Annotated in this window: 21 protein-coding genes; 7 read left to right on the top strand and 14 right to left on the bottom strand. The window is 64.1% G+C overall.

What is annotated here, in order from left to right:
- Positions 1-2 precede the first annotated feature (2 nt).
- Both AB7M35_RS14430 and AB7M35_RS14425 read left to right on the top strand, forming a co-directional pair.
- The gene (locus AB7M35_RS14430) at positions 3-599 is read left to right on the top strand and encodes an ANTAR domain-containing response regulator (RefSeq protein ID WP_453960948.1); all 597 of its coding nucleotides are present in this window, start codon (positions 3-5) and stop codon (positions 597-599) included.
- Between the two features lie 64 nt (positions 600-663).
- Positions 664-861, top strand: a complete 198-nt coding sequence (locus AB7M35_RS14425) for a LysR family transcriptional regulator (protein WP_453962541.1) — start codon at positions 664-666, stop codon at positions 859-861.
- A gap of 373 nt (positions 862-1,234) precedes the next feature.
- Here AB7M35_RS14425 and AB7M35_RS14420 read toward each other — a convergent pair whose 3' ends face one another.
- The 4 genes from AB7M35_RS14420 to AB7M35_RS14405 form a co-directional block, all read right to left on the bottom strand.
- Complete coding sequence (locus AB7M35_RS14420) at positions 1,235-2,650, bottom strand: UbiD family decarboxylase (protein WP_453960946.1); 1,416 nt, start codon at positions 2,648-2,650, stop codon at positions 1,235-1,237.
- 120 nt (positions 2,651-2,770) lie between these two features.
- Positions 2,771-3,913, bottom strand: a complete 1,143-nt coding sequence (locus tag AB7M35_RS14415; protein WP_453960944.1) for a C4-dicarboxylate TRAP transporter substrate-binding protein — start codon at positions 3,911-3,913, stop codon at positions 2,771-2,773.
- A 55-nt stretch (positions 3,914-3,968) separates the two neighbouring features.
- Positions 3,969-5,276 (bottom strand): TRAP transporter large permease, encoded by a 1,308-nt coding sequence (locus AB7M35_RS14410; RefSeq protein ID WP_453960942.1) that lies wholly within the window; start codon positions 5,274-5,276, stop codon positions 3,969-3,971.
- 49 nt (positions 5,277-5,325) lie between these two features.
- The gene (locus AB7M35_RS14405; protein ID WP_453960940.1) at positions 5,326-5,823 is read right to left on the bottom strand and encodes a TRAP transporter small permease; all 498 of its coding nucleotides are present in this window, start codon (positions 5,821-5,823) and stop codon (positions 5,326-5,328) included.
- A 402-nt stretch (positions 5,824-6,225) separates the two neighbouring features.
- On the opposite strand from AB7M35_RS14405, the gene AB7M35_RS14400 reads away from it, so the two are divergent.
- From AB7M35_RS14400 to AB7M35_RS14390, 3 genes are all read left to right on the top strand, one after another.
- Positions 6,226-7,734, top strand: coding sequence for a 4-hydroxyphenylacetate 3-hydroxylase family protein (locus AB7M35_RS14400; RefSeq protein WP_453960938.1), 1,509 nt, complete (start codon positions 6,226-6,228; stop codon positions 7,732-7,734).
- Positions 7,735-7,753: 19 nt separating this feature from the next.
- Positions 7,754-8,344: a flavin reductase family protein gene (locus tag AB7M35_RS14395; RefSeq protein ID WP_453960936.1), complete on the top strand. Its 591-nt coding sequence runs from the start codon at positions 7,754-7,756 to the stop codon at positions 8,342-8,344.
- 152 nt (positions 8,345-8,496) lie between these two features.
- Complete coding sequence (locus AB7M35_RS14390) at positions 8,497-9,750, top strand: MFS transporter (RefSeq protein WP_453960934.1); 1,254 nt, start codon at positions 8,497-8,499, stop codon at positions 9,748-9,750.
- Positions 9,751-9,756: 6 nt separating this feature from the next.
- Here AB7M35_RS14390 and AB7M35_RS14385 read toward each other — a convergent pair whose 3' ends face one another.
- The 10 genes from AB7M35_RS14385 to AB7M35_RS14340 form a co-directional block, all read right to left on the bottom strand.
- A complete protein-coding gene (locus AB7M35_RS14385; protein ID WP_453960932.1) occupies positions 9,757-10,125 on the bottom strand; it encodes a RidA family protein in 369 nt (122 codons plus the stop codon).
- Positions 10,126-10,193: 68 nt separating this feature from the next.
- Positions 10,194-11,213 carry a C-terminal binding protein gene (locus AB7M35_RS14380; protein WP_453960931.1) on the bottom strand — a complete coding sequence of 340 codons (1,020 nt, stop codon included), beginning with the start codon at positions 11,211-11,213 and terminating at the stop codon, positions 10,194-10,196.
- 7 nt (positions 11,214-11,220) lie between these two features.
- Positions 11,221-13,587, bottom strand: a complete 2,367-nt coding sequence (locus AB7M35_RS14375; protein ID WP_453960929.1) for a xanthine dehydrogenase family protein molybdopterin-binding subunit — start codon at positions 13,585-13,587, stop codon at positions 11,221-11,223.
- A gap of 88 nt (positions 13,588-13,675) precedes the next feature.
- Positions 13,676-14,407, bottom strand: coding sequence for an ABC transporter permease (locus AB7M35_RS14370; protein ID WP_453960927.1), 732 nt, complete (start codon positions 14,405-14,407; stop codon positions 13,676-13,678).
- Between the two features lie 82 nt (positions 14,408-14,489).
- A complete protein-coding gene (locus AB7M35_RS14365) occupies positions 14,490-15,338 on the bottom strand; it encodes an ABC transporter permease (protein WP_453960925.1) in 849 nt (282 codons plus the stop codon).
- A gap of 217 nt (positions 15,339-15,555) precedes the next feature.
- Positions 15,556-17,322, bottom strand: a complete 1,767-nt coding sequence (locus tag AB7M35_RS14360) for a thiamine pyrophosphate-binding protein (RefSeq protein ID WP_453960923.1) — start codon at positions 17,320-17,322, stop codon at positions 15,556-15,558.
- Positions 17,323-17,346: 24 nt separating this feature from the next.
- Positions 17,347-18,789: an NAD-dependent succinate-semialdehyde dehydrogenase gene (locus AB7M35_RS14355; RefSeq protein ID WP_453960922.1), complete on the bottom strand. Its 1,443-nt coding sequence runs from the start codon at positions 18,787-18,789 to the stop codon at positions 17,347-17,349.
- Positions 18,789-19,901, bottom strand: a complete 1,113-nt coding sequence (locus tag AB7M35_RS14350) for an alpha-hydroxy acid oxidase (protein WP_453960921.1) — start codon at positions 19,899-19,901, stop codon at positions 18,789-18,791. Before AB7M35_RS14350 ends, AB7M35_RS14355 begins: the two co-directional genes overlap by 1 nt.
- Positions 19,891-21,345 (bottom strand): aspartate aminotransferase family protein, encoded by a 1,455-nt coding sequence (locus AB7M35_RS14345; protein ID WP_453960919.1) that lies wholly within the window; start codon positions 21,343-21,345, stop codon positions 19,891-19,893. The genes AB7M35_RS14350 and AB7M35_RS14345 overlap by 11 nt, the downstream gene beginning before the upstream one ends.
- 9 nt (positions 21,346-21,354) lie before the next feature.
- Positions 21,355-22,350: a zinc-dependent alcohol dehydrogenase gene (locus tag AB7M35_RS14340; protein ID WP_453960917.1), complete on the bottom strand. Its 996-nt coding sequence runs from the start codon at positions 22,348-22,350 to the stop codon at positions 21,355-21,357.
- 361 nt (positions 22,351-22,711) lie between these two features.
- Between AB7M35_RS14340 and AB7M35_RS14335 the strand changes: the two genes are divergently transcribed.
- Positions 22,712-24,049, top strand: a complete 1,338-nt coding sequence (locus tag AB7M35_RS14335) for an amidase (RefSeq protein WP_453960916.1) — start codon at positions 22,712-22,714, stop codon at positions 24,047-24,049.
- Positions 24,046-24,732 (top strand): DUF2848 domain-containing protein, encoded by a 687-nt coding sequence (locus AB7M35_RS14330; RefSeq protein WP_453960915.1) that lies wholly within the window; start codon positions 24,046-24,048, stop codon positions 24,730-24,732. The genes AB7M35_RS14335 and AB7M35_RS14330 overlap by 4 nt, the downstream gene beginning before the upstream one ends.
- Positions 24,733-24,734 lie beyond the last annotated feature (2 nt).

The raw sequence follows: 24,734 nt of genomic DNA, 5'->3' as shown, positions 1-24,734 counted from the left end.
GCATGAAGCAAAGCCGCCACTCGCTCCGCGCGGCCAGGATCGGGCTCCTCGGATGCAGCGATCAGGACAGGGCCACCCTCACCCGGCAGCTCTCAAGGCTCGGCGCCGTGTCCGTGCCCTGCCATGCGGTCGAGGAAGAGCACGTCGAGGGGGCAACGAAGCTCACGGCGTTGTTCGTCGACGGCGAGGCGGAGATTTCCGAGCACATGCTGCCGGCGGGTACGGGCCGAAGGCTCCCTACCATTGCCCTGGTGGGCTCCGAGGCGCCCTCGCATCTCAATCGAATCCTTCGGCTGTCGATTTCCGCCTACCTGATGAAGCCGGTGCGGACCGCCGGTGTCCTCACCGCGCTGAGGATGGGATGCCAAATGTTTGATCGATGCTCCAAGCTGGAGGATCAGATCGAACGCCTTGAAGACCGGTTGAAACGCCGCCGTCATGTCTTCGCGGCGCAACTGGCGATCATGACCGAGTACGGCATCAGCGAGACGGCAGCGTTCGCCCGCCTGCGCGGAGCGGCGATGGAGCGGCGGATGACCATCGAGGAGATCAGCGCCGAGCTGGTGGCCGGCAACGAGCGAGTCTCCGCATTCGGCTGACGCCGCGAAAGAGGGTTCCCGTGCTGTTGCCCCCGACCGGAATTGACCTTCCGCAGACGGTCACATAGTACTTTTCGATACTCGATATAGTCAGAAGGCAGAGAAGCTCGAGCAGCAGGCCGGCACCAAGCTCTTCGTCCGCAAGGGCAGAGGGTTGGTTCCGACGGAAGCCGGCGAGGCGTTGGCCTCCTATGCCCGCCGGATCGTTGCGCTCAACGACGAAGCCGCGCGCACGTTGGGAGCGACCGTAACCTCGACATGAGCCGCTTCGGATCCGCCGACACCGGACGTCCGCCACATGACGACTGATCAGTTCTCCACCGCGATCACGCGGTTGAAGGCACAGGGGATCATCATCAAGCAGGCGCCGGTAGCAGCCCCTCAAGGCCGAGCGCGCCAGCAAGGCAGAGGCTTGCTTTCCCACACGAGTTGAGCGCCGCTACCGCGGACAGCTGTCCTGTCAGTCTCATGATCGCGGACCAGAAGGGCGCCGGCGCGCGCTAACTGCACCCAGACAGCGCCCGACGGCATCTCCCACCTGACGGCGTGTGACCGTTCCCCAATCGGTCAAAGGGTACGGCTCCAGGGAGAGCGGGCGCAAGTTGCGCCAACCGCTTCCCGATCAGACGCACTCGCTAGGCCAGCACGTGCTTCCAGCGCGCCTTGATCTCGGCGGCCTCGGCAAGCGTCAGGGCCGAAGTCGGCGGATAGCTGCCGAGGCGTTCGAAGGGAATGCAGGCGTCGATGATCAGTTTGGAGTTCCCGGTCAGCCCCACTTCCCGGTCTGCGTCGGAAAGCCGGGGATCGAGCGCCGAACTCCATCCCCTGCGGATGATGTCGACATCTTCCGAGGGCTCCGCACGCGTCGTCACCGCCCACATGACATCGGCGAGGTTGGACGGATCGACGTCCTCGTCCACGACCACCACGACCCGGCCCATGTAGCTGTTGGCGGCGGCGATCAGGGCCGCCCGCTTGGAGTGACCGGCGTATCGCTGCTTCAGGGCGACCACTGTCATCAGCTGGGACACGTGCTGCCAGGCGCCGACGATATCGGAGACGCCGCAGCTTTCCAGATTGCTCCAAATGCCCGCGGCGCGCAGCGGGATGCCGAAGTGGAAGCGCGGCGGCTTCATCGGCGGCGAGCCCAGGAGGATGGGGTTCGATCGGTAGTAGGCGCCCGTCACCTTCATCACAGGGGCCGGCCGCTTGTCGGCGGCGTAATAGCCGGTGAATTCGCCGAACGGCCCCTCCGGCAGGGAGTGCTCATCGAAGGGAAGAAGCTCGCCCTCCAGCACGATTTCCGAGTGGGTGGGAACCGGCAGGCCCGTGAGCGGCGCCGGGCAGACCTCCACGGGCATCCCCTTGATGCCGCCGGCGAAGGCGTACTCAGACTGTCCTTCCGGCAGGTACTCGAACCCCGACATGAACAGGGCGGGATCCTGCCCGTTCACGATGGCGATCGGGCATGGCCGCCCTTCGTTCCAGTACTTTCGGGAAATCATCGCGCCGTGCCGACCCGTGTGGTCGAACTGCACAGTGAGGGTGTCCGGTCCGTGCACCTGAACCCGGTAAATCGCGGCGTTGACCCAGCCGGAGTCCGGATCCTTGGTGATCACGAGACTTCCGGATCCGATATAGGCTCCGCCATCCTTGCGATGCCAGATCGGGCACGGAAACCTGGTCACGTCGACCTGGCCGGTTTCCATGACGTTCTCGAGAAACGGGCCATCGGTCTTCAGGTCCGGCTCGATGGGCTTGAACTCGGCCCGTTTGCGTTTCCAGGCCTTCAGGATCTCGATAGGCGGAAGCTCGTGGTCGATGCCGAGCGCAAGTGCCGCGCGCCGGGCATTGACGGTCGCGTTCGAGAAGATGCGATTGCCGACCGGTTGTCCCGGAATCTCGTCGAACAGCAGTGCCGGACACTCGGGCGCCCCCGCGGCAACCTCGGTAATTCCCCCGATCTCGAAATCCTGATCGGCGCCGCTGACTCGCTTGAGATCACCGATTCCATCCACGAGGTCGATGAAGTCCCTGAGGTCCCGATACATGCTCTGTTCACCTGTCCTGTCGGCTCATGATGTCGCGCGCCGTCCATGGGGAGCACCTGGCGACTGCCAATTAGGCAGCCGCCAGGTTCGGTGTCGTCGCCCAATCGTACGCGGTTTGGATCAGATCTTGTCGGGATCCAGCTTGGAATAGAGCTCGTCCCACAAGATCTTGGAATAGGCAGCGTCGGCGGCCTCCAGGTCATCGCGATCGATATTCGCCGCGGCCATGATGCCGTTCCACTTCTCGACGTTCTTGAGGAATGCGTCGATGATCGCGTCCGGGTCCTTCACGCCACGCTCCTCTGCGGCGGTCCGGATCGCGTCCATCTCCTCCTTCTTGAATTCGGTCAGGAGGTCCGCGAATTCCGCGCCGCCCGGATGGATGGCGATCCCGTTCTCGGCGGCCGCAGCGCGCGCGGCCTGTCCCTCGGCGAAGTAGCCCAGGATCGTCGCACCCGAGATGGCCTCGGGCGCCGCCGCCAGCATGGCTTCTTTCTCACTGTCGGAGAAACGGGACCAGACGTCCCGGTTGAGGATGACATGGGCGGCGCCCATATAGACCCCCATCGGGAAATCGATGATCGACTTGATGTCGGCCTCGATCTTGTAGTTGGTGATCCACCCCGTCGGCCCGATGATGCAGTCGATCTGCCCGCGCTGGATCGCCTCGATCATGTCCGAAGAGCTCATGCCCACCGGCGAGGCATTCATCGCCTTCGCCCAGCGGGCGTTGGGGCCCGAGGTCCGCACGCGCTTGCCGGCCACATCGGCCAGTTGCGCAACGTCGGTGTTGCACATCATCGCATACGGCGTGAGCCCGTAGGTCGCCAGCAGGACGACGTCATTCTTCTTGAAGTCCTTCAGACACTCCGGACAGTTCAGATAGATCGTCTCGAGCACGGCCCCCTGCGCCGCCAGCGGGTCTTCGACCATCATCGCCATATCGACGATGGTGAACACGTTTTTGAGTTCGGTCTGGTTGAAGCTCATGATGACGACGCCGGCGTCGGCGACACGCCCCCCGACGCTGCGCAACGTCTCGCGCGCGTTGAAAAGCTGGCCACCGGTCCGAAGCGAGAAATCGACGCTGCCGTCGGTCTGTGTCCGAACCTCCTCAATGAAAGGCTCGACCCCGTATTTGTGGACGTTGCTCTGCGGTGGCAGAAAGCTCCCGTAGAGATACTCCTTGGCGCCTGCAACGGATGTGAATGCGACGGCGCATGCCACGCCACCGACCAATGCTGCGAGTGTCTTGTAAGTCATAAACCCCACCCTTTCCAGTTTTCGTCTTTCGGATTACACCTCACCACGTACGTTCTTAGTTCATGAAACTAGGGAGCATGAGAGAGATGGCGGGAAATTTGACAAGCGCCGCCATGATGAAGAGCTCACAGAGCAAAAACCATCCAACCCCTCGGAAGATCGTCTCAAGCGGCACGTCTTTTCCAACGACGCTCTTGATGACGTAGACATTCATCCCGACAGGCGGCGTGATCAGGCCGATCTCGATGAACTTGATCACCAGAATGCCGAACCAGATCATGTCGAAGTCGAGGGCTTCGAACAGGGGAATGAAGAGCGGCAGCGTGATCAGCATGAGCCCGATCGGGTCGAGGAACATGCCGAGCAGCAGATAGATGACCGCGGTAGCCAGGATCAGGAGCAGCGGGTCGGCCGCCCAGGAGCCGATCAGGTCGATCAGAAAGCCGGGCATGCCGCTCAATGTGAGGAACCGCGACAGCAGCACGGCCGCGACGGCAATGAAGAAGATCCGGGCGGTGTTGGTCAGCGCCTCGACGACGCTCAACGTTAGGATCCGAACGCTCATGCGGCCTCGGAACGCCGCGATTGCGATCGACAGGATGGCGCCGAGCGCACCCGCCTCGGTTGCCGTGACGATGCCACCGTAGAGGCCGCCGATCAGTCCCACGAGGAGGACGGCCAACGGCCAGATCCCGGCCAATGAGCGGAACCGATCGCCCCAGCTGACGGTCATCGGCTTTTTCGGGGCGAGTTCCGGATTCACCTTGCAGCGGATCATGATCATCAAGGCGTACACCGTGGCCGTCAGCACGCCAGGGAGGACACCGGCGATGAACAGCTTGGTGATCGAGACCTCGGCGAAGATGCCGTAGAGAACCATCGCGATGCTGGGCGGGATCATGATCCCCAGCGTGCCGCTGCTCGCGACCACACCGGTCGCAAGCCCCTTGTCGTAGCCCGCGCGGATCATCTCGGGGATGGTGATGCGCCCCATGGCGGCAGCCGTGGCGATCGAAGCCCCCGACGCGGCGGAGAAGCCTGCGCAGGCCCAGTTCGCGGCAACGGCCAGCCCACCGGGCAAGCCACCGAGCCACAGTTCCGCAACCCTGAAGATCTCCGTCGTGATGCGCGAATGATAGGCGACCGCGCCCATCAGCAGGAACATCGGGATCGCCGACAGGGACCAGTGCGCGGCGAATTCGAACGGGGTCGTTCCGAGCATCGTGATCGCGACATCCGGGCCGCGAATTGCCCAGATTCCAACGAAGGAGACTACGCCGAGCGCCACGCCGATGCGGACCCTCAGCGCGATGAGCACGATGATCCCGGCGATGCCGGCGAAACCGATTTCAAGGGAGCTCATCGGCAAGCCCGCCATTGTGCGCATCGACAAGGAAGGCCCGACGAGATCGTCATTGACTGACCTCGCGGCGGTACCTGCGGATGTAGAAGGCGATGCGCCTCAGCAGGCAGATCGCCATGAGGCCGAGGCCCAGCGGCAGCAGCCAACGGCTGGGCCAGATGGCGACCAGACCTTCGGCGGTTTCCCACGCCTCGCCATCCATCGTGCGCCGCCAGGCTTCTACGCCGCATTGCCAAGCCAGAAAGCCGACATAGACAAAGGCGAGCGTCTCCGCGGCAGCGTCCATGAGACTGACCCTGCTCGGCCGCAGCCGCATGGTGAACAGTTCCACGAAGATATGGCCGTTCTTCCGGGTGACGTAGGCCAGGGGAAGAAAGACGAGCGCCACCATGTAGTAGCCGGAGACGATCTCCAGCGTCCCGTCGATGGGCGAAGCGAAGACATACCGGCCCACCACGTCGGCAACGACGTGCAACATCATGATCAGCATGACGGCGCCGGCGATCCAGACCATGAGGCTGGAGAGCGAGGGGCTCCTACGCCGCATCGCGACCTCGACGGCCACCCAGGTGAAACGGACAGCGGCCGCATCGCCCCAAAGCCGGGACTGCCGGCTGCCTCCCGGCACTCATATTGACTGTCACGCGCATGCTCCCCTCACCCGAGCTGCCATCGCACAATATTTGATCAATCAGAATTTATGTCTATATTTTTATCTCCGATTTATAGGTTTTATAACAGCTAATTTATATAATCAATGACCGACGGCGATGGCACTATGCGGCAGGAGCCAGACAGGCCGTCTTGCGCTGGGAAGCAGCGCCCGGAAGCGAGATTTGGAGCGCCGGACCAGTCGTGGTCGGCGCGCTTGACAAATTAAAATTTAACCTACAGTATTTAGCTACTGATTGTATCTATTTCCACGCAGAGGTTAGAACTGGAAACCGGAATGACAGATGCTGCCCACGACATCACACTCGATGCCCGCCCGGCCGCCGGTTCGGTTCGGACAGGCGATGACTACCTGGCGTCCCTCGATGACGGGCGCGCGGTCTTCGTTGACGGCGAGCGCATCAAGAACGTTGCGGAGCATCCGCTCTTCTCCGCCGCCGCCCGATCGGCCGCGCGACTGTTCGATCTCGCCAACGACGACCGCTACCGCGATGACCTGACGTACGTTTCTCCTTCTTCCGGGGAACGCGTCCTGCGGGCCTACCAGATTCCGAAAACCCTCGAGGACATCCGCTCCAAGCGCAAAGCCTCCGAGATCTGGGCGGAATCGACCTTTGGCCTCATGGGCCGGACGCCCGACCATGTGGCCGGCTTCTTCTGTGGATACGCTGCCGTGCCGGAGGTGATGGGGGCTGGCGGCCAGCAGTTCGCCGACAACGTCGTCGCGCACTACGAGCATCTTCGCGAGAACCATCTCTGGGCCACCTACGCGATCGTGCCCCCGCAGATCGATCGGTCTCAGCCTGCCCACAAGCAGAGCGATCCGACTCTCTATGCCGGTGTCGTGAAGGAGCGCGACGACGGCATCGTCGTCTCGGGCGCGCAGCAGCTCGCCACGGCCGGCATCTACTCCGACATCCTGTATCTCAGCTGCATTCATCCGCTGCAGCCGGGCGATGAGAACTACGCGATCGGCGTGTCGATCCCGATCAACGCGGAGGGCCTCAAGCTCTACCCGAGGCGGCCGTTCGCGGCCCACGCCAACAACAGCTTCGACTATCCGCTGACCAGCCGCTTCGACGAGTCCGACTGCTTCGTCGTTCTCGACAACGTGTTCATTCCCTGGGAACACGTCTTCATCTACCGCAACCTGGAGGTCTGCCGCGACCAGTGGTGGAAGACGCCTTCCCATGCCTACGGGAACCTCCAGGCCCAGGCGCGCTATGCGACGAAGCTCCGCTTCCTCGTCGGGCTGGCAATGCGCATGAACGAGACCACCGGCACCGCCGGCATTCCGCCGGTCATGACCCAGATGGGCGAGCTCGCCGCCTTGGCCACGATCGTCGAAACCATGCTGGAGGCGCAGGAGTCCCGGGCAACCATCGACGAGAACGGCGTCGTGTGGCCGTGCCGGGCCACGCTCTATGCGGTCATGGCGCTCCAGTCCGAGATCAACCCCCGCATGATCGACATCGTCCGCGAGCTTACCGGCTCGGCGATGATCACCATGCCGTCCTCGGTCAAGGACCTGGAAAGCCCGGTCACCGGACCGGACATGGAGCGCTACATGCGCTCTGGAATCTCCGGCGCCCGCGAACGTATTGCCCTGATGCGGCTCGCCTGGGACTTCATCGGATCCGAGTTCGCCAATCGACACCAGCAGTACGAGAAGTTCTACGGCGGCGCCTCGTTCATCGTGAAGCAGAACATGTTCCGCAACTACGATGGCGCACGCGCCAAGGACCTTGTCGAAAAGGCGCTCGCAACCGCCGGTCAGGCCGCATAGCGGGCAGGAGATACCGACGATGACGGTCAGCCCCGCTCACTCTTTCAAGGCCATGGAGATGACCTTGCCGAGCCCGGATTTCTCCCAGCGAGAGTTCCGGGACACGCTCGGCCTGTTTCCGACCGGTGTGTCGGTCGTCACCTCGGTGCACCACGGGGAGCCGGTGGCCGCGACCATCGGATCCTTTGGCTCGGTGTCTCTGGACCCGCCACTGGTCCTCTTCAGCATCGCAAGGAGCTCGAAGGCCTACGCGATTTGGTCGGCGGTCGGCGAGTTTGCCGTGAACATCCTGGACAGCTCGCAGACCGAGATCTCCAACACTTTTGCGCGCGCTCTGACCGACAAGTGGAAAGACGTCGCCCCCCTGCCCGGCAGCCAGACCAACACGCTGCTTCTTCCCGGAGCGGTCGCGTGGCTGGAATGCGAGACATACCAGCGTATCGACGGAGGCGATCACCTCATTGTTCTGGGCAAGGTCGTCGCCCTTTCCCGCAACGGCCAGAAGAGTCCTTCTCCGCTGGTGTTCTGCGGCGGCCGCTACCGATCGCTGATGGCGGCGGAGAACGATACGGTGCCCAACGAAGAGGCCCTCTGGTTTCACGGCTGGTGACCCGAAAACAAGGACGTGTTGCGCGTTCACCAATGGACCATAAGGGCCTGAAGCAGGGGCCCGCCTGCCGACCCTCCCCCCGGCGACTTGCCGACACCGGGCTGACAATGCCTTTTGCGCCCGCCGTCATGACCCTTTGCTAGGACCTCGCAATGTCACAGCAGCTTGGGGTGTCGCTCGCGACCCGCAACGTCACGCAGGTGTCCGGCATCTGCGCCGCGCACGGCCTCAGCCATGTCTACATGCTGGTTCTGCCGTTGATGTTTCCGTACTTCCGTGACGCTTTCGACGTCACCTATCTCGAGCTCGGCCTGGCGGTGACGGTTTTCGGATGCGTCACCACCGTTACGCAGACACCGATCGGGTTTCTGGTCGATCGGACCGGTCCCAGGCGCACTCTGGTGTCCGGCCTGATCCTCGGCGGTCTCACGTTCATCCTGCTGTCCCAGACGTTCACCTACACATGGCTGCTGATTGCCGGCGGGCTCATCGGCCTGGCAAACAGCGTCTACCATCCGGCGGACTATGCCATCCTCTCCCACTCGGTCGTAGATCGGTGGATCGGACGCGCCTTCTCCTACCATACGTTTTCCGGGAATCTCGGGACCGCGGTGGCACCGCTGTTGATCATCAGTCTTGTCGAAGGGCTGGGCGTCCGAGGCGCACTGGTCGCCGTCGGGTCGATTGGTCTCGCCGTCGCCGCCGCTCTCCTGCTGGCCACGCCATCGGATTCCAAGAGTGCCTACCCGCACCCGTCGGCCGGCGGCGACACCGTCCGGGCCCTGCTCACCAAACCGCGAATCTGGCTGCTCACCGGATTCTTCCTGCTGATCGGCCTCTCGTTGATGGGCATCAGCAACTTCGGCATCGTCGCCCTCCAGGGCGCCTTCGGATTTACACTTGCCTCCGCAACCGTCGCGCTGACCGCCTATCTCGGAGCAAGCGCTGTCGGCGTTCTCGTCGGCGGCCTGCTCGCCGATCGCGTGAAGGCTCATGGTCAGGTGACCGCCGTCTGCTTCGGCATCAATGCCGCGATCGTCGCCGCGATCGCATTCACGGCGCTTCCGGCCAATGGCGTGACCCTGCTGATGGGAATTGCCGGACTGTTCAGCGGCATGATCGCCCCGTCACGCGACATGATCGTGCGCAAATCCGCATCTGCGGGCGCCATGGGCCGGGTCTTTGGCCTGGTCACGACGGGATTCAGCATCGGCGGGATTTTCGGCCCGATCATCTACGGAACCGTCATGGACATGCAGTTGCCATCCATGGTGTTCGTGATCGTCGCGGTGGCGATGGTCGCCGCCCTCACCTTGTCCCTCGCGGTGGATCGTACCTCCGCCAGCGGCGCGAACGCCCTATCGGAGACGAAGCCGGCGGCAGTCGGTCCCTTGAAAAGACAGTAGGACCGATCAGCCCTGAGGGCCTTCATTCCGGGTAGCGATCACCATAATCTCGATGCGATATCGCGGATCCGGCAGCCGGGCTTCGACGGCGGCGCGGGCCGGTGCCTGATCCGGAACCACCCAGGCGTCCCAGATCCGGTTCATCGCGTCATAGTCGGCAATATCGGCAAGCCAGACCTGCGCGAACACGATCCGGGACCGGTCCGAGCCCATCTCGACGAGGATCCGGTCAAGCTTGTCGAGAACCTCCTGGGTCTGGGTCGCAACATCGGGTGACTCGCAGTCGGCCACCTGGCCGGACACATAGACCAGGCCACCCGCGGCGACAGCCGCGCTGCGGTACGGGCCGGCGCCTTTCCTGAGAATGTCCAACATGTCTTTCTCGCCTCGTACCGCCGCCGGCCAATACAGGGCGCGCTGCCCTGCGGCCCAGTCGCCCGGGCTTACCGCAGCCGGCTATCCAGCCCCATGGTCACGGCTCCGGGGCCCACGACCACGTTCTGGGGCCGCCCGGAGAGAGCTGCCTGCATCGTCTCCACCGACTTGACGCGCGTGTCATGCTGCGCCTTCTCGGAGTAGTAGGCGACGTGCGGCGAGAAGACGACACGGCCTTCCAGCCAGGGCTCCCGCTGCCGGTAGGCGCGGAGCAACTCCGGCACCGTGTCACCGGGGGGATCGACCGCAAGAACATCCAGTCCGGCCCCCGCCAGGTGCCCGTCGCGGAGTTTTGCGTGCAACGCATCGATATCGAGCAGCCCGCCCCGCGCCGTATTGACGACCACGGCGTTCCGCGGAAGCTGGGCCAGCTCTGCAGCGCCGATCATGCCGCGCGTTTCATCGTAAAGCAGACAGTTCAAGGACAGGACGTCGGAGACGCTCAGCAGCTCGGGCAAGGTCCGCGCCCGCTCCACGCCGAGCGCCAAGTCGACGCCATTCGCCAGGTAGGGATCGTAGAACACAACGCGAAAGCCGAACGCCTTGGCACGCAGGGCGACCGCCGTACCGATCCGCCCAAGCCCGACAATGCCGAAGGTCTGGCTGCTGGACCTCTCCACGAGAGGGGTCTCGATGTATGTCCACGGCGCCGGCGGATCGCGGCGCTGGGCCTCGTGGTGCAGCAGGATGCCCCGCCGCAAGGCCAGGACCATGGCCATCGTGTGGTCCGCGATTTCGGTCGTTCCGTAATCGGGCACGTTGCTGACGACGATCCCGCGCTCCGCGGCAGCGACAAGATCGACACGGTCGAAGCCCACTCCCATGCGCACCAGAACGCGCAGCTTCGGGAAGCGGTCCAGGTCGTCGGCCGTGATGTGGTGGCGGAACACCATGAGCCCGTCCACCCGCCCGCACTCGGACGGATCGAGTTCGTCGAGCGTGTCGACGTCCCTGACGAGAAGCTCGATGTCGGGATCCAGGATCGCCCGCTCGACCGACGTGTCGGGGTACAGGCGCTCGAGATACATCACGCAATCAGCCATCGGTCGACACACCGGCTGCCACGGAGTGCGTGGATCTCGCGTTGTGGATGACCTGCCACAGCCGCCCCGGCGTCGCCGGCATATCGAACGCGGTCACGCCGATCGGGGACAATGCGTCGAGGACCGCGCTCATCACGGCCGGAAGCGCGCCGACGGTGCCCGCCTCGCCCGCTCCCTTCACCCCGAGCGGGTTCGTCGCCGTTGGAACGGCATGGCTCTCGATGTGCACGAAGGGGACATCCTCGGCGCGCGGCATGGCGTAGTCCTGGAATGTCCCGGTCAGCACCTGACCGTCCGGATCGTAGACAAGGTATTCGCTGAGGGCCTGCCCGATCCCCTGGACGACCCCGCCCAGAATCTGTCCGTCCAGCAGCAGAGGATTCACAACCGTGCCCACGTCGTCGACGACGTGGTAGGCGACGATCTCCCGCTCGCCGGTTTCCGGATCGATCTCGATCTCGCAGACGTGGCATCCATTCGGAAACGTCGCCGCATCCAGCGCAACGACAGAAGAGGCCCGAAGCCCAAGCTCCATCCCGGCAGGCATCGCCGCAAGCGAGTAGGACGCCGCCGCCACGTCGCGAAGCGAGATCGCCCGATCGGTCCCCTCGATGACGAAGTTGCCCGCCCTGAAGCCGACATCGTCAGCCGACGCCTCAAGCATGTGCGCGGCAATCTGCTTGCCCTGTTCCACGATCTTCTCGGAGGTCCTGGAGAAGGCCGCGCCAACCGCCATCATGGTGCGTGAACCGAAGGTTCCACGCCCGTGGGGCACCATGTCGGTGTCTCCGTACGAGACGTGCACGTTGTCTGCCGGGAGACCGAGCAATTCGGCTGCGAACTGCCGGTAGGCGGTGCTGTGGCCCTGACCTTGGGAATGGCTTCCCGCGAGGATGGTCAAGTCACCCGCGGCGTCGAAGCGCAGCTCGGCGTACTCCTCGAACGGCCTGTCGTTGGGACTTCCGGCGATCTCGATGACGCAAGCGATCCCGATACCGCGCAGCTTGCCTCGCGCCGCCGCTTCCGCGCGCCGCGTCTCGAAATCGCGCCATCCCGCGGCCTCAAGACACCGGTCCATGATGACTTCGAATTCGCCGCAATCGTACGTGTAGACGAGGTTCGTCCGGTAGGGCATCTGGTCGGGTGAGATCATGTTCATCCGCCGAAGCTCGGCGCGATCGATGCCCAGCGTCCTGGCCGCGCGATCGATCAACGCCTCGATGCAGTAGGACGCTTCAGGCCGCCCGGCTCCGCGATAGGGACACGTGGGGACCGTGTTGCTGAACACCCCGCGAACCGTCACGTCGAACTCGGGGATGGTGTAGACACCCGCCAGGCCGCCGAGGTTGTTGGTGGGCGAATGCAGACCGTTCGAGGCCACATAGGCACCGATGTTCGCAATCGTATCGACCCTCAACGCCAGAAACCGCCCGTTCGCGTCGAGCGCCAGCGACACCTTCGACACGTTGTCTCGAGACTGGTGATCGGAGAGGAATCCCTCCCCCCGCTCGGCGACGAAGAGCACCGGCCGATCGAGGATGCGGCTGCACCACAGCGTCAGCACCAGCTCGGGATGCAGGCTCGCCTTCATTCCGAAGGCGCCACCGACATCGGGCGCGACGACACGGACCTTGCCCACCGGCACGCCGAAGACTTCCGCGATCTCGGCGCGAATGGCATGGGGAGACTGGAGGCCGGCGGTCAGGTTGTAGCGGCCGCTGCGCCGGTCGAACACGCCGAGGGCGGTGCGCGGTTCCAGCGGGTTGGCGGCAACCCGACTGATGCTGAGCTGCTCGCTCACCACGTGGGCGGCCTCCGCGAACCGGCTCTCGGCCGCCGCCTTGTCGCCAAGCCTGTACTCGAAGCAGATGTTGTCGTCGAACTCGTCCCACACCTTCGTCGCGCTTGGCTCCGCAGCGGCTGCGGTATCCACGACGCACTCGACGACGTCGTAGTCGACCTCCACGAGCTCGGCCGCGTCCTTTGCCTCGGCGGCGGTCCTCGCGACGACGGCGACGACGGCCTCGCCGAGATGGCGAACCGCTCCGGTCGCCAACGCATAGTAGGGCGGCTCCAGGTTCGGTGAGCCGTCAGCCCGCTTGCGCTTGACCCGCGTCGGAATGGGCCCGATGCCATCGGCGCGCAGATCCACCCCGGTCATCACCGCAAGCACTCCATCGGCAGCCTCCGCCGCCGAGATATCGACCGAAACGATCCGCGCCGCGGCATATGGAGATCGGACCAGTGCCAGCGCCGCCGTGTCGGCCATTTCCCGTGCCGCATCGGCCGTATAACGCCCGGCCCCCGTGATCAGGGCGACGTCCTCCCGCCGGCGGACCGGTTTTCCAATTCCATCCACGTTCGCAATCCTTCCCGCTGACCTTCAGGCGCGTCACTTCATCCGAATGGAAACGTGGCCGACGCCCCGCCGAAGCACCGAGTTCCCATCAAAAGACGCCCTCGGGTGGGGAGTTCTGGCGGTACTTCAACTGGCGCTTTTCGATGATCGAAAGCGTCGAGTTGATCGCCACAGACAACGCGAAGATCACGATGATCGTCGCGTACATGTTGCTGATCTGGAACTGGTCGGCGTAGCGGATGAGCCGGTGGCCAAGGCCGACGTTGGAGTAGGCGATCTCCGCCGACAGTACGCCGATGATCGACATCGCCATGCCAAGCCGCAGCCCCACCACAAGCGACGGCAGCATCGCCGGAAGGTAGATCATCCAGCTTCGCTGCCAGACGTTCAGGTCGAAACTCTTGGCGACCTTCAGATGCACAGCGCTGATCATCAGGTAGCCGCTCAAGGAAGCAAAGACCACCGGGAAGAACGCCGACATCGCCGCCTTTGCGATCTTCGATTCGATTCCAAGCCCGAAGATCAGAAACAGGATCGGGAGAAAGATGATCTTCGGTGTGCCCGCGAGGGCAAACACGTATGGCTCGAACGCCCGGCGAAAAAAGCTGTTCGCGCCGAACCAGACCCCGATAACCACGGCAAGCGCGGAACCGATGAAGAAGCCGGAGATCGACTCGATCATCGTGTAGCTGAGGTCGTAGTAGAGCGACGGATCCTGAACCTGCTGGAAAAGTGCGACCGCCACCGCGAGGGGCTGCGGAACCACCCCCTCATAGAGCAAGCCGGAGACGGCGATGATCTGCCAGAGCGTCAGCAGCACGAGGAGGGTGACGACCCGGATCCGGGCGATCGGATCGTGGAAGATCCCTTTTCGGGCATCGGGTGAGGAGGTCTCCGACATTCTACCGCACCATCTTCTCAAGCTTCCTGACGAAGTAATTCAGCAATATCGTCACAACAGTCACGGCGGTAATGGCCGTATACGTTCCATCAATATTGAATCTGAAATACCTGTCGGAGACCAATTTGCCGAGGCCGCCATAATCCACGAGGTACTCGATCGCGATGATATTTATCATCGTGTAGATCAACCCGAGGCGGATGCCGGTGAACATCACGGGAGCGCCGGCTGGAATCATGATCATCCGGAAGATCTGGCGCTCCGTCAGGCCGTAGCTGCGTCCAACACGAATGAGCGTCGGAGACACGCTGAGGAACGCGAGCCGTGCATAGACGATGACCGGAACGACACCGGCGGCAAACCCCATCGCCACCAGCGTCATGCTGTTTCGTCCGAAGATCACCATGAACAGCGGATAGAGGAGAAAGATCGGGGCCGCGAACAACGACGCGAGCCAAGCCTCGTAGGCCCGGCCGTAGTTTGCGAAGCGATAGAGGAAGTACCCAAGCGGCAGAGCGACCAGAACTTCCAGAGCCAGGGCGGTGAGGATCAGGCTCGCCGTCAGCCGCATGGCATGGAGCAGCTCGAGAAGATTTTCCCGATCGGCCAGACCGAGAAGCACCTTGCTGGGCGGCGCAACGATCAGCCTGGATATGACGCCCGCGTTGATCAGGTATTCGAGCAGGACGAGCAGGACGACGATGGTCCCGATCCCGAACCAGATGGCCGGGTCGAAAAGACGATAGAGCCGCCGGGCAGCGGGCCTGCGCCAGAAAGGCCTGTGCTCGAAGCCGGACACAGCGTTGCCCGAAGACGCCTTTACGACCGAGGCCTGCAGCTTGTCATCCATGAGAACCAGTGCCCTATCCGTCCAGTTCGTTTCACGACCAGAGACCGGGGCCTCTCGACCAGACCTGCCAGCCTTCGATCGGCGGAGCCCAGCTCAAGCCGATCTCGCCGGACACCAAGGCCGCCCCCCACTCACACGCGCCGACCGCCGGCGCTCCCCAGTCGAGCGGAGCGAAACTCTAGTCTGCCTCTCAAACCCAACGCGCCATTCTTCGACGTCAATGATGGTTGAGCCAGTCGAGGCTTGAGCCGCGGCTCGAATCCAGGCTGATCTCGAGCAGATAAGCCTCGCCCGCTTCGACCGCGGCGAGCCCGCGTTCAAACGCGGCTTGCAGTTGCCCGACTTCGGTGATCGCCGGCTCTGTCTTGACGCCCATGTCGGCGGCGACACCGGCGATATCGATCGCCGGCTCATCGATGCGCTGACCGATCCATTTGTTCTCCGGCGGGCGATCGCGATGCACTGCGACGGCCTCCTGCTGGATCTCGTCGGTGTAATAAGAGCGGTTGTTTGTCACCACGAAGAGTACGGGAACCCGGTAATGCGCAGCCGTCCAGAGCGCGGTTGGCGCCCCCAGAAACTCACCGTCCCCCATCATGCCCACAACCAGGCGCCCGCTGTCCTTGAGCGCCAACGCCGCGCCGATCGTCATGCCCGGCCCCGAGCCGACGCCGCCGCCACCATCGTAACCGAGATAGTCGAGGGGGTCGGCAAATGGGTACGCACCCGCCGGCCAGTTCAAAGGCACCCGCGCCAGGCAGATCTCCCGCTCGCCACGAACATGAAGCAGTGCGTCGCCGATATCGGAAAGCGTCGGCACGCTGCTGGGCACGGCGACGTTGTTGTCGGACCTGGTGGTCGCTTCCGGCGCGGATTCGATGCCGCGCGAAGGCTGCTCGGGAAGCGCTTCGGTCATTGCCATGACACAAGCGTCCGGATCGACAAGCAGGCTGATCTCGGCCGATACCCGACGTTGATGGTCACCGCTCGAGCCATTGTGGACGTACGGATCCAGCGAAACCTGAATGAGCCTGGCCTGCTCGCCCGCCTGCTCGTTGCGCTGCAGCATGACGTCGGCGATGTCCGTCCAGTCGAGACTCAGCACCACGTCGGCAGCCGCCAGGAGGTCACGATTTCCGCCGGTGAGAAACAGATCCGGCGGATCGCCATGCAACGGATGCCCCGTCGGAAACGATGCTCCGGTCCGCAGGTCCGTGATGACCCGGGCACCAAGCGCTTCGGCAAGGGCAACGCGGCGGTCCCAGTCCTCGCGCGAGCGGGAAACGCGGCCGATCAGGATAACCGGAGACTTCGCATCCCTCAGAAGCCGCATGGCCGCGTCGATGGTCTCGCGCGAAGGCACCACCGTTGGCGGCGCCCGATAGTGCGTCGCATCCCCCATGGCCGGCACGACATCGATCGCGTCCTCCTGGAGGCGGCGGTCAAGGATCACGTAGGAAGGGCCGCAGGGCGCGGTGCACGCCATGGTATAGGCACGGCCGATCGCATCGACCATTGCGGCCGGAGACGACGGCTGGTCATCCCATTTCACAAACGAGCGGACCATCGCGCCCTGATCGCGGAAGGTGTGCATCCAGTCGATCCAGTTGCGCCGGACCGCCGTATCCACGGCGCCGGTCGCGCCGAGAATGAGGATCGGCACGCGATCGCACCAGGCATTGAAGACCGCCATCATGCCATGCATGAGGCCTACGTTGCTGTGGAGCACGACCGCCATCGGTTTGCCGGATGCCTTGGCGTAGCCATGCGCAATCGACACGGCGCTTTCCTCATGAAGGGCCAGCAGCATCTCCGGCCGTTCATTGCCCAGATAGTTCACAAGGCTGTCGTGCAGGCCGCGAAAGCTCGAGCCGGGATTGATGCACACATAGTCGACACCAAGCCGTCGCAGCATCTCTGCGGCAACGTCGCTGCCGAACGCGATCTCAGGTTTGCTGCGCTTCACCGGGATGTCGACTGTCATGATCGGCACTTTCTTTGACCGCCCCTAGACGAAGGTTTCGGTGACGGTCTTTATTTCGGTGTATTCCAACAGGCCCTCGAGACCCGACTCTCGGCCGATGCCGCTCTCGCCAACACCGCCGAACGGCGCCTCGGGCGCAGTCACGGTGACGCCATTTATGGCGAGGACCCCGACATGCAGCCCGTCGGAGACCTGGGCCGCAGTCTTCTGGGATCCGGTAAAGGCATAGCCGGCGAGCCCGTAAGGCACGGAGTTCGCCTCCCGCAGGACCGCATCCGCACTCTCGAACCGACGGATCGGAGCCAGCGGCCCGAATGGTTCGGTCCGCATCAGCTCGGCGTCGCCGGGGATATCTTCGATGACGGTCGGAGCGAAGAAGAAGCCTCGGTTGCCGATCCGCGTCCCACCGACGGTCACCCGGCCGCCGCGCGCCTCGGCATCCGCAACCAGCCTGTCCATCGCCTCCAGCCGGCGGCTGTTGGCGAGCGGGCCCATCTGGCTGGAAGGGTCGCTGCCGTCGCCGACGACGATCGCCCGGGTGGCGGCAGTGAACAGCTCGGTAAAGCGATCCGCGACCTTCTCCTGGACGAAGAAGCGCGTCGGGGCGGTGCAGACCTGACCCGCGTTGCGAAACCGGCCGGCCACACACAGCTTCGCAGCGCGCTCGACGTCGGCGTCATCGAAGACGATTACCGGTGAATGCCCGCCAAGCTCCAGGGTGACGCGCTTCAGATCGCGCGCCGCCAGCGCCGCGATCGTCTTGCCGACCGGCACCGAACCGGTCAGGGAGATCTTCTTCACGACCGGGCTGGCGATCAGATACTCCGAGACCTTGGCCGGATGACCGAAGACGATGCCTACGACGCCGTCCGGGACACCCGCATCCTTGCAGATCTCGCCCAGCAGCACCGCCGTGCCCGGCGTTTCCTCAGCCGGCTTCACGATCACGGAACAGCCCGCCGCAAGCGCATGGGCGATCTTCCGGGCGGGCATCATGCAGGGGAAGTTCCAGGGCGTGAACGCCGCCACCGGGCCGACAGGCTCGCGCGTCACCAGAACGCGACTGTTTTCAAGGCGCGACGGGACGATGCGCCCATAGACCCGACGCGCCTCCTCGGCCAGCCAATCGACCAGTTCGGCGGCGGCCATCGCCTCTCCGCGTGCCTCGGCAAGCGGCTTGCCCTGCTCGCGCGTCATGGTCGCGGCGATCTCGTCCGCCCGCTCGCGGATGAGCGACGCGATGCGGCGCACGACCGCACCGCGCTGGAGCGGCAGCGTCCGGCGCCACACTTCGAAACCGCGCTCAGCGGCGGCAAGGGCGGCATCGAGATGCTCGGTCTCGGCGACAGGAACCCGGGCAATTTCCTCCCCCGTGGCGGGGTTCAGAACCGGAAGCGTTTCGCGGAACGCGCCGACAATCCATTTGCCGTCGATGAAATGACCAAGCCGATCGTGCACACCGGACATCAGGTCAGCCTCGGCAGGTGGTAGAAGGTGCTGAGCTCATGGGTCGGGCCGATGACGTCCGCCTTCCGGAGATAGCTCGTATCCAGCTCCTTGAACGTCCGACAACCGAGAAGGCCGAGGACGTTGACGATCTCGCGCTCGAGAAGCTCGAGGCAGCGGACGACGCCGGCTTCACCGCCTGCCGCCATCGCCCAGCCCTGCAATCGCCCGATCGCGACCGCGTCGGCGCCGAGTGCCAGCGCCTTGACCACGTCCGTGCCGCGCAGGATGGCGCCATCGACGATGATCTCGGCCTTCCCCTTGATGGCTTCGACGACGTCGACGAGGCAGTCGAGCGATCCAAGGCTGTGATCGAGCTGTCGGCCGCCGTGGTTCGAGACGTAGATCGCATCGACGCCCTTCGCGACGGCCATCTTTGCGTCCTCGGCGGAGGAGATCCCCTTCAGGATGAAGTTGCCACCCCACTCGTCACGAATGCGGCTCATGAGATCCCAGGTGATCGCCGACTGGAGATTCCGGTTCTTCTGCACCTGAACGCTTGGCGGAAGATACCGATTCATCAGCTGACGCTCGCGGATCCCGTAGTAGGCGGAGTCGACCGTCAGGGCGAGCGAGACGAACCCGGCGGCCTTGACCCGATCCAGGATCGACTTGATCCAGTCGAACTCGCCACGCACGTAGAGCTGGAACACCTTCGGCCCGTCGCTGCAGGCCGCGCTCTCTTCCAGCTCGGGGTCCGTGATGGAGCTGACCATCGGGATGGTGCCGAACTCCGCTGCGGCACGGCACGGCACCAGGCTTCCCTGAGGAACGATCGCCTGCATCGAGCCGATCGGCGCAAGGAGAACCGGAATGCGCACCTCATGTCCCAGAACGGTGGTGGTCGTATCCACTTCGGACATGTCGCGCAGCACGCGCGGAATGAAGGCATAGGCGTCCAGCGCGTATCTGTTGCGCCGCATCGTCGTTTCCGACTCCGCGCCGCCCATCAGATAGTCCCAGACATCCTGACGAAGATTGCGTCGCGCCTGGGCTACGATTTCCTGATTGCAGGTGAATTCCGACAACGCTTCCTCCCGCCTTCCTACTTGCTTGATCCGCTCACGCGACACGTGCGGATTTCATCTCGCCTTCGACGAGTTTGACGGCCTCGGCGAAGATCCGGAGCCCTTCGCGGAAGTGTGCTCGGGTGATCGTGAGAGGCGGCATCAATCGAATGGCCGACCCGTAGCGCCCACACGACATGATCCGCACACCGTTTCGCTCGCACTCGCGCGCAATTCGACCGACTGCCGCCGTCGGCAGGGGCGCCCGGGTGGATTTGCTTTCGACCAGCTCGAGGCCAATGAAGAAGCCGCGGCCGCGGATGTCGTCCACGATTTCACTGTCGTCCAGAAGCCGGTGCAGCTCCTGCTTCATTTCCTCGCCCACCACGGCCGCGCGACCGACGAGATCGTGTTCCGGGTCGCTGAGCAGCTCCAGGTTGGCCAGCCCCACGACGTTGGGAATGGCGTTCTCCGCCGCGGTGATGACCTGGGAACTCTTCGGCAACAGATCGTAGTAGCGCTTGTGAACCGTCACGCCGGCGAGCGGCATGTCTCCACCGACCGCCTTGGCCCACGTGATCATGTCGGGCACCACGCCCGAATGTTCGACCGACCACATCTTACCCGTGCGTCCGCCGCCGGCCTGCACCTCGTCGGCAATCAGAATAATCCCGCGCCGGGTGCAGATGTCGCGAAGCGTCTGCATGAACTCCACGGGCGGGTCGATGTAACCGCCATCCGCCTGGAGGGGCTCGACGATTACCGCCGCAACGTCGTCCGCGCCGGTATTCGGCGTCGTCAGCTTGTACTCGGCATACTTCGAGCACGCGCTGCCGCAATTCTGGCTGTCCCTGCCAATGAAGCAGCGGTAGCAGTAGGCATACGGCAGGTGAATGGCACCCGGCATGAGCGGCAGGTAGGGGGTCCGGTAATTTTCCCGCGTGGTCAGAGCGAGACTGCCGTGGAAGACGCCATGGTAGGCGCCCTCGAAGGCGACGATCTGCGAACGGCCGGTGATGGCCTTGGCGAACTTGATCGCCGTCTCCACCGCCGACGAACCGCTCATCCCGAACCACGTGAAGCACTCCCCGGCCAGGCCCGCCGGCATGACCGCCGACAGTTTCTCGGCAAGCGCCACCGTCGTCTCGTTGATCAGGCCAGCCGAGTGCATCAGTCGCTCGGACTGATCCCGGACGGCAGCGACGACCTTCGGATGATTGCGGCCGACGCTGGACACCGCCACGCCTGCCGACATGTCCAGATAGACGTTGCCATCCGGATCGGTGATGCCGGCCCCGAAGCCGCTTTCGACGACGAGCTTGCTGCCCACCGACGGACGCGTCGGCGTCTGGAACTGGAGGGCTCGCTCGACGATCGCCCGCGCCTTTGGCCCCGGAAGGTCGTTGGTCAAGATGTTCGGCATCACCGGATAGGACAGGTCGGCGAGTTCTTCTTCCGAAATCATTTGGCTTCCCATCTCGCAGCAATCCGGCAGCAGCTGGATCGACATAAGAGGACTTCACTGACAGACGACGACCTGCGGCGGATTGATGATGCCGTGCTTCGACTTGTTCGCGAGCATGTCGAAAGCTTGCGGAACGCTCTCCAGCCCTTCGAGCTTGTGGAGAATCGTCGGCTCGAGGCGAACACGCTTGGAGGCCGCGAGATCGATGGCGAAGTCGATGATCTTGGGCGTGGGAAGGCTGCGACCGATGACGTGAAGACCCTTCTTCTCGATCAGCCGGAAGGGCACCCCGACACCGACCGGCAGATGCCCGATCTCGACGATGCGCCCCTGGGGCCGAAGCATCTCGAGGCCCTGCTGGAAGGCGTCGACCCCGGCGTGCCCCTGGTCCGGGCTCCCGCCGGCACAATCGAAGACGACGTCGCAGCCGAGGCCGCGGGTCACGTCCATGACGACCTCGACCGGGTCCTGACGCTTGATGTTCACCGTCACCTCGGCGCCGAGATCACGCGCCAGATCCAGAACCGGGTCGCGGCGAGCGATCGCGACGACCTTTGCTGCTCCGCATGCCCGGGCCACCTGCAGCGCGGCAAAACCCATCGGACCAAGCCCGATGACGCCGACGACATCGCCCGGCTCGATCCGGGCGCCGGCGACCGCGCCGACGATCGAAACGAGCGGCTGCATGGCTGCGGTTTCGGAATCGGAGATCTCGTCGGGAACCGCCCGGATCATGCTGGCCGGTACAGGAAAATACTCCGCGAGGCAGCCCGGCGTGTCTTCGCCGACGTTGATCACGCTCCGGCAGAGCGACGGCTGCATCGACCTGCAATAGATGCAGCTGCCGCACGGGACGCCGCGATGGTAGAAGACGCGGTCTCCGACGCGGACGTTGGTGACCCCAGGACCGACCTCAACGACTTCGGCACAGAACTCGTGGCCGAAGAGCGGGAGCGGGCTCTGCTTCGCCAGCATCGCCTTCAGGCTCTCGTGGCTGGAGACCGGCGCGCCCTGAAACTCGGCCACCTCGGTGACGGAGAGCTCCAACACACGCGTCTTGCAGACCACCCACCCTTCGCGAACCTCAGGATACGGCACTTCTTCAGCGCGCATATCGTTGAAGCCGTACGTCATCCAAGCCTTCATATGAAGCCAACTCCCTCTGCCACGTCAGCAGACTACCTTCCCTACGATTTAGGTCAATAAAAAAGCTTCGGTAATAAGGTTTTTAGTATTCGGCAGCCGGACATATGGAGCCGTCCCGAATCCCATATCCGACGCGATAATGCCCAGCCTGCCTCAAAACTGAGCAAAGACAGCTCGTCTCAATAGCTTAAAAAATAAGCTAGAATTGACATATATATTGCGGCATGAAATCATCCGTTCAGAAACAACGGACAGGACGGCGGGCATGAGCGTGGTTGGGTGGCCGGAGCAGGAGTCTGCGCGATCCCGGCTGGAAAAGGCCCGGAGCCGCATTTCCGACCCCAACGGCGAAGGCCCGCGCGCCTGCCTCACCGTCTACGACGCCGAGGCCGCGGCCGATGTTGCCGATCTTCGACGGTCCCAAGACCTCTGCGCCGGCCCGCTCGACGGCGCAATCGTGACGATCAAGGACCTGTTCGGCGTGGCGGGCGAGCCGACACGCGCCGGATCAAAGGCTCTTGCACAGCGGTCTGAGCCCGAACGCCGCGACTGCACTGTCGTTCAGCGACTTCGGGCTGGCGGCGCGGCGATCCTCGCCAAGACCAATATGTCCGAGTTCGCGTTTTCCGGCGTCGGTCTCAATCCCCACTTCGACACGCCGGGCAATCCTGTGGATCCGACGCGGATTCCGGGCGGCTCGTCGTCCGGGGCGGCCGTGAGCGTCGCCGCCGGCTACTGCGACGTGGCAATCGGCACGGACACCGGTGGATCGGCGCGAATTCCGGCCGCCCTGTGCGGCCTCGTGGGCTTCAAGCCGACCCAGCGCCACATCCCCCGAGACGGCGTCGTCCCCCTCTCCCGCTCGTTGGACTGTGTCGGGCCTCTCGCACGCACTGTCGACGCCTGCGCGCGCGCGTTTGCGGTCCTTGCAGACAGGCCACTTGGCGAGACCGCCTTTCCGTCCCTGCGTGGCGTGCGGCTGGGGGCCGTAACCGGAATGCCTCTGGATGGCGTCGATGGGGAGGTGGGCCCGGCCTATGAAGCGGCCCTTTCGATGCTGTCGGCCGCGGGCGCCGTCATCGAAGACATTCACCTTCCCCAACTGGAAGCGATGGCGGCCCTCAACGCTGCGGCCGGCCTTGTGCCCGTCGAGGCCTATGCCGCCCACCGCGCCATCGTCGACGGCGGCGATCCGATCGATCCGCTCATCCGACGCCGGCTGGAGCGCGGCCGGACCATAAGCGCCAGCGACTATCTCAACACGATCGACCGCCGCCAGGACCTGATCGCCTCTCTGGGGCGCCTGATGCTGCCCCTCGATGGCCTTGTGATGCCGACCGTGCCGATCATCGCGCCGACGTTCGAAGACGTTGCCGCCCCCGAAGACTTCGACCGGCTGAATGCCCTTCTGCTGCGCAACACGACGATCGCCAACTTTTTCGGCCTGCCGTCGATATCGCTGCCGGTGCCCGCTCGGGGCATGCCAGTCGGCATCATGTTGACGATGGGACACGACGAGGACGAGCGCCTTCTGGCGCTGGCCCGCACAGTCGAACGCATCCTGACTGACCGGGACACCGGTTCTAACGTGGAGCAGACATGAGCATCACAGAGAGTCACATCCAGGCACCGGTCGAACGGACCCTCGCCCCCGGCGAGATCAAGAGCCTGACGATCGCAGGATGGACCGGCCGCAACGCCGAAGCCGTCGAAAAGCACATCCGCGAACTGGAAGAGCTGGGGGTTCCGCGACCGGCCACCACGCCCATCTTCTATCGCGTGTCGGCCTCTCTCGCCACCAGCTCCGACAACATCGAGGTGCTCGACACCACCTCCAGCGGCGAAGTCGAACCCGTCGTCATTTCCCTCGACGGTGAACTCTGGCTCGGCATCGGTTCCGATCACACGGACCGGCATGCCGAAACGTTTGGCGTCTCGCTCTCCAAGCAGATGTGTCCGAAGCCCGTCGGCACGGCACTTTGGCGCCTGCGCGACCTCGCCGACCGCTTGGACGATCTGGAGCTGAGGTCCTATGCGACCCGCGATGGCAAGCGCCAGCTCTATCAGGACGGGCACCTCCGCAGCATCCGTCCGATCGCCGAGCTCCTTGAGCTCAGCGGTACCGGATCGGCACCCCCGGACGGATTCGCAATGTTTTGCGGGACCATTCCGGTGGAAGGCGAGATCGGCTTCGGCTCGATCTTCGAGATGGAGATCCACGACCCGGCGACGGGGAAGAGCCTTCGCTCCAGCTATTCCGTTCACGCGCTTCCGAACAGGGGATGAAC

It is taken from the genome of Amorphus suaedae, assembly GCF_053629675.1.
This window is presented reverse-complemented; position numbering and strand designations above follow the sequence as displayed.

Coding starts and splice junctions, on each gene's coding strand:
- AB7M35_RS14365 (WP_453960925.1), bottom strand. CDS start 15,338: ATGGATGACAAGCTGCAGGCCTCGGTCGTAAAGGCGTCTTCGGGCAAC.
- AB7M35_RS14430 (WP_453960948.1), top strand. CDS start 3: ATGAAGCAAAGCCGCCACTCGCTCCGCGCGGCCAGGATCGGGCTCCTC.
- AB7M35_RS14330 (WP_453960915.1), top strand. CDS start 24,046: ATGAGCATCACAGAGAGTCACATCCAGGCACCGGTCGAACGGACCCTC.
- AB7M35_RS14405 (WP_453960940.1), bottom strand. CDS start 5,823: ATGCGGCGTAGGAGCCCCTCGCTCTCCAGCCTCATGGTCTGGATCGCC.
- AB7M35_RS14360 (WP_453960923.1), bottom strand. CDS start 17,322: ATGACAGTCGACATCCCGGTGAAGCGCAGCAAACCTGAGATCGCGTTC.
- AB7M35_RS14335 (WP_453960916.1), top strand. CDS start 22,712: ATGAGCGTGGTTGGGTGGCCGGAGCAGGAGTCTGCGCGATCCCGGCTG.
- AB7M35_RS14400 (WP_453960938.1), top strand. CDS start 6,226: ATGACAGATGCTGCCCACGACATCACACTCGATGCCCGCCCGGCCGCC.
- AB7M35_RS14355 (WP_453960922.1), bottom strand. CDS start 18,789: ATGTCCGGTGTGCACGATCGGCTTGGTCATTTCATCGACGGCAAATGG.
- AB7M35_RS14380 (WP_453960931.1), bottom strand. CDS start 11,213: ATGTATCTCGAGCGCCTGTACCCCGACACGTCGGTCGAGCGGGCGATC.
- AB7M35_RS14415 (WP_453960944.1), bottom strand. CDS start 3,913: ATGACTTACAAGACACTCGCAGCATTGGTCGGTGGCGTGGCATGCGCC.
- AB7M35_RS14395 (WP_453960936.1), top strand. CDS start 7,754: ATGACGGTCAGCCCCGCTCACTCTTTCAAGGCCATGGAGATGACCTTG.
- AB7M35_RS14420 (WP_453960946.1), bottom strand. CDS start 2,650: ATGTATCGGGACCTCAGGGACTTCATCGACCTCGTGGATGGAATCGGT.
- AB7M35_RS14385 (WP_453960932.1), bottom strand. CDS start 10,125: ATGTTGGACATTCTCAGGAAAGGCGCCGGCCCGTACCGCAGCGCGGCT.
- AB7M35_RS14390 (WP_453960934.1), top strand. CDS start 8,497: ATGTCACAGCAGCTTGGGGTGTCGCTCGCGACCCGCAACGTCACGCAG.
- AB7M35_RS14345 (WP_453960919.1), bottom strand. CDS start 21,345: ATGTCGATCCAGCTGCTGCCGGATTGCTGCGAGATGGGAAGCCAAATG.
- AB7M35_RS14410 (WP_453960942.1), bottom strand. CDS start 5,276: ATGAGCTCCCTTGAAATCGGTTTCGCCGGCATCGCCGGGATCATCGTG.